Below are 11,965 nucleotides of genomic sequence, written 5' to 3'. Positions count from 1 at the left end.
TTATGTACTTGTCACCTTTTAAGTTTTATCAAATTTGATGGTAAGTAGGAGTTGGCATGATTGAAATGACAGAACGCGCCGCTCAGCATGTTCGAGAGTTTTTGGATAATCGCGGTAAGGGTGAAGGTATTCGAGTTGGTATCCGTACAGCGGGTTGCTCGGGCTTGGCTTACGTTTTAGAGTTTGTAGATATACCTGACGACAATGATACCCGCTATGAAAGTCGAGGTGTCAGTATCTTCATTGATCCCAAAAGCTTGGTCTATTTAGATGGCTTATTGATGGATTACGAAAAAGAAGGCTTAAACGAAGGCTTCAAATTTACCAATCCTAATCAAAAAGGCGAATGTGGCTGCGGTGAGTCTTTTACTGTTTAAAAGGTATGATTATAATCTTGGGCAGTAGCATATCAATATCGCAAAGTTAGTATTGATCATCAAGCCTCATATAAGTCCGTAGTTACAATCTCATATTTACAATATTTAGTTAGGCAAAGACCTTAAAAACAAACAGAAAAGCAAGGCGCATAATATGACAGATGTCACTTTAGAAGCTCAGTTTGATAATTTCTTTGCTCTATTTGAGCATCCTGTACAGTTTGAAGTCAATCAAGATATTCTTGATCAGCGTCTACGCCTGCTACAAAAGCGTTATCATCCAGATAATCTTTCTGTTAATGATACAAAAAGCGGAGCAGATATCGCGCAAGCGAAGCAGCGGTCTGTGCAGGCTTCAGCATTGATCAATCAAGCTTATCAAACCCTAAGTGCTCCTGATAGTCGTGCCAGCTACTTGCTTGATATGGCTGACCAAGCACAGAATGTAGAGCATTCTATTGCTGATTTAGACTTTTTAGAAGATGCAATGCAGATGCGTATTGATTTAGATGAAGCAATTGAAGACAAAGATCTTGCGACATTAAAACAACTACATCCGCAAATCATAGAACGTTTGGCGTATCAATCTGAACGTTTTGATAAAGCTTATAAAAGTAAAAACTGGCAGACCGCTATTGATGCGACACAAAAACTGAAGTTTTTAGTCAAATTAAACGCTGATGTTACGATTGGTCTTGATGAAGTAGCAAGTGCTGAACATTCAGATGATGATGACCTATATGTTTAGACTTAATATATGAATGTTAGGTTCTACACTTAAGGTCAAAATACTACTAGCAATATTGTATACTTTCTTATTTTAAGCGCTATTTTCTTCTATTGTAGAGTGAGACTTTAGCCGTTAAACTATCGTCGCCTGCATACTAGATTTGCTTCATTTCACTTATTTATTTTATCTTTGAGTTATCTTATGTCTTTATTGCAAATTGCCGAACCCAATCAAAGCGCTCAACCTCACCAACATCGTTTTGGTCTAGGAATTGATCTTGGTACTACACGCTCGTTGGTCGCTGTGGTGCGTTCAGGCAAAGCGCAAGTCTTAGAGTCAGATACAACAACCGATACCTTATTACCTTCTGTTGTTTACTATCCAAGCACTGGTAATCCACTTGTTGGTTACGATGCCCTAGCGCATCTAGCGGATGATCCAAAAAATACGATTGTTTCAGCTAAGCGCTTTATGGGCCGTAGCCAAGCTGATATCAAATTCTCTCATCCTTACGAATTAAGTGGTAATAAAGATGATATGCCAGCTTTTGTTACCGCTCAAGGTGACGTATCTCCTGTTGAAGTATCAGCACGGATTCTAGCAGCCCTTGAGCAAAGAGCGACAACTGCCCTACCTGTAGACAGTATAGAAGGTGCGGTGATTACTGTACCGGCTTATTTCGATGAAGCTCAGCGTCAAGCGACTAAAGATGCAGCACAAGCGGCTGGCATCAATGTATTGCGTCTATTAAACGAACCAACCGCTGCTGCAGTCGCCTACGGTCTTGATAAACCCGCTGAGGACTCGGCTAAGAGCGATAACAAAGAAAGCTATTATTTAATCTATGATCTTGGTGGCGGAACTTTTGATGTTTCTATTTTAAAGCTTACTGATGGCGTGTTTGAAGTACTAGCAACGGGTGGTAATAGTGCCTTAGGCGGTGACGATATTGATCGCTTGATGACCAATTGGCTTATCAAACAAGTAAACATCGATCCTAAAGATGTCAGCCGTCATGACAAGTCGATACTTGCGCAACAAGCAAAAGCTTATAAGCAAGCGTTAACTGATGCTAATCAAGTCGATATCGACATTGTAGTTAACGATCAGTCTTATCAAGGTGTGTTACGTCATAAAGACTTAGTCGCTATTACCGAACCAGTTAGTCGCCGTACGTTAAGTGTGTGCGAACAGGTACTGCGTGATGCAAAGCTATCTAGCACTGACTTAGATGAAGTAATTTTGGTCGGTGGTTCTACGCGTATGCCTGCCATTCAGCATGTTGTAGCTGATTTTTTCAACAAGCAGCCACTTTGTCGCCTAAATCCAGATGAGGTTGTTGCTTTAGGCGCGGCTCAGACAGCGCATCAATTGGTTAACGGTGATAGTGATGACAATCTACTATTATTAGATGTGACACCATTATCGCTTGGTCTTGAGACAATGGGCGGCTTGGTTGAAGTATTGATCCCACGTAATACCCCAATTCCTGTCAAAAAACGTCAAGTGTTTACCACTTATCAAGACGGACAAACTGGCATGGTTGTTCATGTAGTGCAAGGTGAGCGTGAGACAGTAGAAAACTGCCGTTCACTTGGACGTTTTGAGCTATATGGTATTCCGCCAATGAAGGCAGGTTTTGCTCGTATTGAAGTGACTTTTAGTATCGACGCCAATGGACAGTTGACAGTCAGTGCCCAAGAAACCACGACAAAGACAGAGAGTCAGATTGAGATTGTGCCTTCTTATGGGTTGTCAGATGAACAAAAAGAGCAACTCTTGACTGCAGGATTTAAGCATGCAGAAGAAGATAAAAATGCGCGTTCTCTAATTGAGACTAAAGTAGAAGCAGAGCGTGAAGTCTTGGCACTACAATCAGCACTTAACGAGTTTGCTTCTTTATTAACATCTGAGGAGCAGCAGTCACTCATTGAGCACATTCAAGCATTACAGACATCACTTAACACTGATGATTTGTCAGTTATCGAAAAAGAGCAAGCCAAACTTAAACCACATAGCGATGCTTTTGCTGCTCGTATTATGAATCAGAGTGTCAAAGCCAGTATGGCAGGTACAAGTGCTCAGGACTGGTAGCATATGTAGATTCGTTGGTGGCTGTAACTTAATAATTATAACTCACCTAATATAATAATTTATCTCATAACGCTTCATTTTTTTATTTTTAATTGATTAGTATTGGACAGACGATTTATGCCAAAGATTACTGTACTACCCCATCATGAGATTTGCCCTGAAGGCACCGAAGTTGAGCTTCAATCTGGTGATAACTTATGTAAAGCCTTACTTGAAAAGGGCGTCAAAATCGAGCATGCTTGTGAGATGTCAAAAGCATGTACTACCTGTCATGTCGTGGTTCGTAAGGGATTTAATAGTTTAGAAGAAATGGACGATATTGAAGCCGACTTACTAGATCGTGCTTGGGGATTGGAACCGGATTCACGTCTGTCTTGTCAGGTAATGCTTGAAGATAAAGATTTGACCATAGAAATCCCTAAATATACGCTCAACCATGCAAAAGAAAATCATTAAATATTAAGCATAGATTTTGCTACACTAAAAAGCCAGCTATTATATTGTAATAGCTGGCTTTTTAATTAGTTTAAGGGTTAATATTCTTCATCTATAAAATATAATGATTACAATAGATTGCTCTCTTTATCAGTTACTTGTTGTTTAAAGAATGCTCTTTTTCTTCTTTTTCGATACGTTCAAGCGCAAAGTTTAGTTTGTTTTTAATCTTTTTATAATCATAATTTTGCATGTCTTTAAAATTTAGATGTAAGTTAAAACCAGGTAGCGTATGATCTACCCACTTGGATAAGCGACCTTTATTAGCATCAGGGTCCAGCACTTGCCAAGCATTAATACTGCTATCAAAACCTTTTAATTGATAGGTACCTGCATATTCGCATTCGTAATCGTGGCAGACATAATCATAAGTTCTTTGACTAATAAGAATGTCTCCCTTTCCTGCTATCGACTCAAGACGAGATGCAAGATTGGCCTCTTTACCGATAATAGTATAACTAATGCGGTTATTACTACCAAAGTTCCCTACATGGCAGTATCCCGTAGTGATCCCGATGCGCACATAAAGTCCTTCAAAGCCCATTAAACGCCATTCTTGTCGCAAACTGCGCATTTCACGGCGCATGTCGATTGCCATGGCCACGCAGTCCAATGCATCCTGCCGCGTCCCTCGACTATTTGGTTCACCAAAAAAACATATCATGCCATCACCAACAAACTTGTCTAGCATCGCGCCATGTTTATTGGCAATGACTGTCATACATTTCATATAAGTATTCAAAATATCAGCTAGGTTGTCAGAGCTTAAACTATCAGACAACTCAGTGAACCCAGCAATATCTGAAAACATAATCGTAAGCTTGGCTCGTTTGTTATTCACATCTACGATACTGTCCGACTTTACGATTGGTTGCCAGACTTGCGGAGGTATAAAGCGGGTTAATTTACTAATGACCGATACTAAAGTATTGAGTCGTCCCTTTGCTTTCTCTGCCGTTTTTTCATATCTTAGATATTTATGATATATGCCCCAAAACTGCCAGAATATAGTAATAATACTAGCTAATAGAATGGTGGGTGATATAAGGTCTTCATTACAAATCATCATATCGCTATTTAGCGTAATACTGACATAGTAAAACATGATAGCGGTAACAGCAGAAACTATAATCAGTTTAAGTCGATTTTCAGGTTCGCTTAAGATGATTCGAATGCCGATCAACAATGACAAGCTAAGTGACAATACCGTGCAAAACTGCATACTCCCAATGACTGTCGAAAATAGCACTACGACGATATTAGACGTCCAAAAGCTTGGCTGACGCTGATAGTTATAAACCAAGATCATTAGACTTGGCAAACTTACAATAGCAAAAAGTGCCATTGAAATAGAATTAAATTCGAAATGCATAGCAACAAGTGCTACGGTAAGCAGTAAGACTAATATCTCTGGATAGTCAAACCGAGCATGTTCTTGATTTTTCAATAAAGTCGGTGATTTCAATCTACCTGAAAAAGGCATATTTGATGGTCGCTTGGATTGGAAAGAGTTAAAAAGTCTTAAATGAGTAAGTGTTAAACTTTAATAGTAAAATAAAGGAGAAAATAGCTGATTTATTAGTAGTAAAAATATGGCTTGATATTGTATAAATTACTAACAACATAGGCTGCTAACAATATACGTCATTAGCAATCAAAAAAAACATTACCTACCTCAAATATGATCTACTTTCATTCAGTAATATCAATAGGTAATGTTCTTGTTATAACAAAAGCAAAAACAGAACAACGCAGACAATATAAGCGTAACCATTTGCCAAGCACTGTATCTAGCTATTGAGTAATGACTACATACGCCAATCGAATGGCATTTGATGATGGCCTCGCAATGCAATCATCAGTGTCTGCTGCATTTGTGCCAATACATCCTTCGTATATGGTACTGCAGGTACGCCCCATACTGGATTTGGCCATTGCAGATCATTTTGATAGCGCACTATATGGTGAAAATGTAGCTGTGGAACTTGGTTACCAAGTGCTGCCACATTCATTTTGTCAGCTTGGAATGTCTTGGCGAGTTGACTTGACAACCAGCTTGACTCACGTAAAAATTGTGCTTGATCAGATTCAGACAATTCGTACAATTCTTTGATACCAGACACACGTGGCACTAAAATCAACCAGGGAAACTGACAATCGTTAATCAAACGACATGTCGACAAGGGAAAATCCCCTACTAAAAAACTATCAGCAGCAAGCTTAGGATGTAGTTGGAACATAATAACGGCTTCTCTTGTTATAAAACTTCAATAAAATCAGTTAACAGCTATATATAATGGCGCTATTTTATCAGTTATCTGTGAAGGCGTGTTGAACATTCACAAATCCCTACTGCTGATCGTACCAGTTTATCAAAACTGTGTACTCGATTGCGTCTAAGTGATTACAATATAGCGCCCTTGACTAGAAAAATCGGACTTATATTTAAGCGGGTTCGGCTACTGTATGTTCGCTAAAATAATGCAGTAGCTCTTGAATAGCAGTAACCCGCTGCTGCGCTGTCTCAAGTTTATCTGCGTCATTATAACGAATACCTGAAGCGCCATTCATACGATAACGCTGACCATCAGATTGAATTAATTTAATGATTGCCAGCGCGTCAACTGGTGTATCAGGCGCAAATTCTAAGGTCACACTATGGCTATTGGCATCAATTTTATTAATTTTTAATGGCTCTGTTTGTAAGCGCAGGTCATGAATGGCAAATAGCTGTTTGGTTTGATCTGGCAGAACCCCAAAACGATCTATCATTTCAGTACGAATATCAATCAAGGCTTCTTTACTATCCGCGTTACTGATCCGTTTATAAAACAATAGGCGCTGATGCACATCGTGCAAATACTCTTCTGGTATCAATGCTGAGCTATGTAAATTGATTTCACTGGTCAGCGACAACGGCGTGCTCAAATCTGGCTCTTTACCTGCCTTAATGGCTTTGGTAGCCCGTTCGAGCATATCCATATACAGACTAAAGCCAATTGCCTGCATATTACCGCTTTGCTGTTTGCCTAGGATTTCACCAGCACCGCGAATCTCTAAATCTTCACTCGCTAGCATGAAGCCTGCACCTAATGTATTGGCGCGCTCAATCGCGTGTAAACGACGTTTGGCATCACCTTTGAGACCCTTAAGCGATGGTACTAATAGATAACAATATGCTTGATGATGACTGCGACCGACACGGCCACGCAACTGATGCAGCTGAGCCAGACCAAATTTGTCAGCGCGCTCAATAATGATAGTATTGGCATTCGGCACATCGATACCAGTTTCGATAATAGTTGTGCAAATTAAAACATTGAATTTTTTATGGTAGTACTGCTGCATGATTTGTTCAAGTTCACGCTCCTGCATCTGTCCATGAGCGACTCCTACACGCGCCTCTGGTACCAGCTCGCGAATAGTCTCTGCCATGCGCTCAATGCTCGCTACATCATTATGCAATAAGTATACCTGCCCGCCGCGTAGCAACTCACGCAAGATGGCTTCTTTCATTAAAGCGTCTGTCTTTTGCATGACAAACGTCTTGATGGCCAAACGACGTGCAGGCGGGGTTGCAATAATAGACATATCACGCATACCAGATAACGCCATGTTAAGCGTTCTAGGTATCGGTGTCGCTGTCATTGACAAACTATCTACATCAGTCTGAATAGCCTTAATACGCTCTTTGTGACGCACACCAAAGCGATGCTCTTCATCAACGATCATCAAACCCAAGTTAGAAAACTTGACGTCAGGCTGTAACAGCTTATGCGTGCCTATCACAATATCAACTTTACCAGCAGCCAAATCCGCCAGTACCGTACCCTGGTGCTTTTTACCACCAAACCGTGATAAAGTCTCGATACGGACAGGCCAATCAGCAAAACGGTCGCGGAAGTTGTCTTCGTGCTGGCCTGCAAGCAAAGTAGTCGGTACTAACACTGCAACCTGATAACCGGCGCTCACGGCAATAAATGCTGCCCGCATGGCAACCTCTGTTTTACCAAAGCCCACATCACCACAAATAAGACGATCCATCGGTTGGTTTTGTCTCATGTCCTCGATAACCGCGTGAATAGCGTTGGCTTGATCCGGGGTTTCTTCAAAAGCAAATTGACTGGCAAATAGATCATACTGTGAGATGTCTATTTTAAAATGAATACCCACTTTGGCTTCGCGCCTTGCTTGCATGTTGAGCAGCTCTGCTGCCACATCATGAATTTGCTGCAATGCCTTTTGCTTGGCTTTATCCCATTTTCCGCTACCAATTTTGTGTAGAGGAGCAAGTGCTGGATCACCGCCACTATAACGACTGATCATTTGTAGATTGGCCACCGGTACATAAATACTGGCATCATCAGCGTATTTTAGATGAATAAACTCTTGCTCACCGTCACCCACATCTAGAATAATGAGTCCATTATAGCGACCAATACCATGCTCGATATGGACAATAGGACTGCCTTGCGTCATTTCAGTGACACTTTTGACCAAGAACTCTTCTGATACGCCACTTTGTCGGCGACGACGTGTTTGCAACACTTGCCTACCGAACAGCTGAGTCTCACTAATCAGCACCAAGCGCTCGGGAACGTAGACTCCGCGCTCAATCGGTGCAACTGTCAGACCAACATGTGGTTTTTGGCTTGAATTGTTATCACTAGACTTGTCTGCTGCCAAAAAATCCTTGAAGCTGTCGTAAGTTTTTATATCAATTTTACCTTTGAACAGCTCAATGAGAATCTCACGGCGACCTGCAGTTTCAGCGACGATTAATACTGGCGTATCTTTTTGCGCCTGCATATTCAAAAAATCCAACAGTTCTGCCAAAGGTTCTGCTTTTTGATGATTAACAGCCAATTGCGGCGGCATTTGGGCGCTCAGTGTCACTAGGCCTTGCTTGTTTTGTATTTGAGCAGCTGCAGATGCTGCTTTTTTGTCGTTGGTAGCTTCTACATCTGTCATAGATGCAAGCTCTTCGCGCGCGCTTAATATTACCCGTGGATATTGATTAAGATACTCATTAAGCGTATTAGATAGCAAGTATAATAGCTCTGGTGCTACGATAGGTTTATCAATATCATGACGACGCTCCTCGTAACGGCGCTGGATTTGCGACCAGTAATCCGCTTGGCGCTCATTGATTCGCTCATCTGTGATAAACAAAGCATCTTTAGGGAAATAATTAAATAAACTACTCTCTTGCTGCCAATCTTTTAGATCAAAAAACAACGGCTGATAATACTCAAGTCCACTACTTGCAATCCCTGCCATCACATCTTTATGTAGCTCAGATTTACGGCTACTAGCGTTTGGGAACATTGCAGCAAAATTCATGCGAAAAGTGTCTCTGCCCTCTTCTAAAGGAAACTCTTTTGCAGGTAGTATTTGAAACTTCTTAATAGGTTTAGAGATATCAGGCAATTTATGTAATAACGATAATGACTCTTGACCCATACTTTTATCATTACCGGAGACCATAGCCTTTAGATCATCATCGGTCAACGTACGCTGAGTTTGCGGATGAAAAAAACGAATCGTCTCAATCTCATCATCAAATAAATCTAGGCGCAGTGGAAATGGCTGACCCATCGCAAAAATATCAATAATGCTACCACGTACTGCAAATTCACCTGGCTCAAATACATTGTCAACTGCACGGTAACCAGCTTTTGCCAGTAGCTCACGTTGAGTATTAATATCAAATTGATCACCAATACTTAAATCAAAGTGTTGTCCAATCAGCCAACTAGGCGGTGCAACGCGGTGCATCAAAGCCTGTACTGAGATGAGTAGTACGCCCGATGTTGGCATATCTGTCAATAAGTTGATTCGTTCACTAACGATGTCTTGATGCGGAGACAGCTCATCATACGTTAGCGTCTCCCAGTCAGGGAAAACATAAGCATCGACTCCGCAGAATGCCAGCTCAGTCTCTATTTGGTTAAGCTGGTTTTGATCTCGAGCCACAACCACTTTTAAACGATCTGCCACTTCCCATATAGTCGTTTTGACCAAACTTGCCAGCCATAGACTGCCTACTGCACCATGTACGGGTGCAAGCCAGCGTCTCTGCGAGTTCTGAATAGGAAATAGCTGCTCATTAATGGGAGCAAAGGCGTCAGTTAAAGCAGTGATAGACATAGCAGGTAGGATCTATTTAAGAATCTGGCAGTTATTATACGAATATTTTCGCAATTGACCAAAACTAATTTCCACTCTGATGGTCTGCTACGATTTGACAAAACTAAACGGTTTGTTAACATGGCACGCTTTTGAAAATTCCTATTTTAAAGTTTAATTTGAGCTAACTCTCTATTGCTCAAAAACATTCATCTTTTAATGAACTTTTGCATAGTATTTTGAACAATCATCTCCTATACATGCTTCTTATTGAGTCTTTAGTGCTCAACTATTAAGTAGCTTGTACTCTTGATAAAGCGCCAACAGTATTTTTATATTACCTAAAATCTAAAGCTTGTAGCTGCCAAAAACTATTGATTAGCAATGAATAGTCGATACTTTGACGGTGTCCAGCTCAGCTAACTCATCAGGAGATTCGTCACCTATGAACGAGCAAAAACAGATTCCAAAGCCTCTTCTCGACAAGTTTCGTCGCAGGCTCTATACCACTGAACATACAGTTGGTGAAAACAATACTGAAATATTGGGTTTAGATTTACACAGACCGGTATTCTTCTTTACCGCTATTGCCGTTGTTGGCTTTGTATTGTTTGCCTTATTACTGCCTAAAATAGCCAATTCTTGGCTCAATGGTACCAAAGATTGGGTAGTCAATGGTTTTGACTGGCTCTTTGTCAGTACAGCTAATATCATGGTGATATTTAGCCTAATACTAATTGTATCTCCTTATGGCAGCATTCGCATTGGCGGTATGAATGCAAAACCTGATTTTAATCGGCGCTCGTGGCTCTCCATGCTGTTCGCAGCTGGTATGGGCATTGGCCTTATGTTTTGGAGTGTGGCTGAGCCATTGGCTTATGCAAGCGGTTGGGCAGGTACACCACTTGGTGTAGCAGCAGACAGTCCTGAAGCTTACCGTGCCGCTATGGGTGCAACCATGTATCACTGGGGCTTGCATCCTTGGGGTATCTACGCAGTCGTTGGTTTATCGCTAGCCTTATTTGCTTATAACTTTCGCTTTCCCCTGACCATGCGCTCCGTATTCTATCCTATTTTTAAAGAGAAAACGTGGGGTCTGCCAGGCCACATTATTGATATATTGGCCGTACTAGCGACGATATTTGGTCTAGCGACATCACTAGGTTTGGGTGCTCAGCAAGCAGCCAGCGGACTTAACTATTTGTTTGGTTGGGACTTTGCAGGTAATTCTCTCGAGATTACTATTATAGTTGTGGTGACTGCTCTTGCCACTATATCAGTAGCACGTGGCCTTGATGGCGGGGTTAAACTTTTGAGTAACGTCAATATGCTGGTTGCTTTAGCCTTGCTATTGTTTGTGTTTTTCGTTGGCAACTCACTCGGGCTGCTTAGCAAAATCGGTGCCACCGCTGTTGATTATGCAACCTATATTATCCCCTTGTCTAATCCTGTAGGCCGCGGTGATGATGAGTTTTTTCACGGCTGGACTGTGTTTTATTGGGCATGGTGGATCAGTTGGTCACCATTCGTAGGTATGTTTATCGCTCGTATCTCAAAAGGCCGTACAGTACGCGAGTTTATCACCTCAGTGATGTTGGCCCCTACGCTTGTAACCATCGTCTGGATGACGGTATTTGGACAGTCAGGATTGAGTCAATATAACAATCAAGTCGGTGAGCTGGCAGAGGGCGTTAGTGATGCCTCCTTGACCTTGTTTCAGATGTTGGCAAATCTACCTTTAGGGACTATTACCTCTTTAATTGCTATTATTCTAGTGATGGTGTTTTTTGTGACCTCATCAGACTCAGGCTCCTTGGTGGTTGATACGATTACAGCAGGTGGTAAGCTTGAAGCTTCCATATATCAGCGTATATTCTGGGCGGTTGCTCAAGGTCTTATTGCTATTGCTCTGCTCTATGGCGGTGGCGCACAAGCTCTAAAAACCATCCAAGCAGGCTCAGTAAGCACAGGCTTACCTTTTACCTCAGTATTAATCGTTATGTGCATCAGCCTATGGCTTGGTCTACGCAGGATTTATAAAGCGCGCGAACAGATGCTCTCAGAGCTTGAAAAATACTGATAAATCATTTACTTCTAACCAAAAAACCCAGTTCTATAATTTGAACTGGGTTTTTTCTTT

General features: G+C 41.3%; 8 protein-coding genes. 5 read left to right on the top strand and 3 right to left on the bottom strand.

Annotated elements, in window-relative coordinates:
• The first annotated feature begins 56 nt into the window (after positions 1–56).
• From iscA to fdx, 4 genes are all read left to right on the top strand, one after another.
• The gene (gene iscA / locus BTV98_RS03425) at positions 57–377 is read left to right on the top strand and encodes an iron-sulfur cluster assembly protein IscA (RefSeq protein ID WP_058369072.1); all 321 of its coding nucleotides are present in this window, start codon (positions 57–59) and stop codon (positions 375–377) included.
• A gap of 154 nt (positions 378–531) precedes the next feature.
• Positions 532–1,125, top strand: a complete 594-nt coding sequence (gene hscB / locus BTV98_RS03420) for a Fe-S protein assembly co-chaperone HscB (RefSeq protein WP_058369073.1) — start codon at positions 532–534, stop codon at positions 1,123–1,125.
• A 183-nt stretch (positions 1,126–1,308) separates the two neighbouring features.
• Positions 1,309–3,201: a Fe-S protein assembly chaperone HscA gene (gene hscA / locus BTV98_RS03415; RefSeq protein ID WP_058369074.1), complete on the top strand. Its 1,893-nt coding sequence runs from the start codon at positions 1,309–1,311 to the stop codon at positions 3,199–3,201.
• Positions 3,202–3,318: 117 nt separating this feature from the next.
• Positions 3,319–3,657, top strand: coding sequence for an ISC system 2Fe-2S type ferredoxin (gene fdx, locus BTV98_RS03410; RefSeq protein WP_058369075.1), 339 nt, complete (start codon positions 3,319–3,321; stop codon positions 3,655–3,657).
• Between the two features lie 133 nt (positions 3,658–3,790).
• Here the strand turns inward: fdx and BTV98_RS03405 are convergent, their stop codons facing one another.
• The 3 genes from BTV98_RS03405 to mfd form a co-directional block, all read right to left on the bottom strand.
• Positions 3,791–5,179 carry an adenylate/guanylate cyclase domain-containing protein gene (locus BTV98_RS03405; RefSeq protein WP_075102890.1) on the bottom strand — a complete coding sequence of 463 codons (1,389 nt, stop codon included), beginning with the start codon at positions 5,177–5,179 and terminating at the stop codon, positions 3,791–3,793.
• A 325-nt stretch (positions 5,180–5,504) separates the two neighbouring features.
• Positions 5,505–5,936: an HIT domain-containing protein gene (locus BTV98_RS03400; RefSeq protein WP_058369077.1), complete on the bottom strand. Its 432-nt coding sequence runs from the start codon at positions 5,934–5,936 to the stop codon at positions 5,505–5,507.
• A gap of 205 nt (positions 5,937–6,141) precedes the next feature.
• Complete coding sequence (gene mfd / locus BTV98_RS03395; RefSeq protein ID WP_075102889.1) at positions 6,142–9,846, bottom strand: transcription-repair coupling factor; 3,705 nt, start codon at positions 9,844–9,846, stop codon at positions 6,142–6,144.
• A gap of 424 nt (positions 9,847–10,270) precedes the next feature.
• Between mfd and BTV98_RS03390 the strand changes: the two genes are divergently transcribed.
• On the top strand, positions 10,271–11,905 hold the full coding sequence (locus BTV98_RS03390; protein WP_075102888.1) for a BCCT family transporter: 1,635 nt from the start codon (positions 10,271–10,273) through the stop codon (positions 11,903–11,905).
• The last annotated feature ends 60 nt before the right edge of the window (positions 11,906–11,965 follow it).

The sequence above is a fragment of the Psychrobacter sp. Cmf 22.2 genome (genome assembly GCF_001921745.1).
GTDB lineage: Bacteria > Pseudomonadota > Gammaproteobacteria > Pseudomonadales > Moraxellaceae > Psychrobacter.
This window is presented reverse-complemented; position numbering and strand designations above follow the sequence as displayed.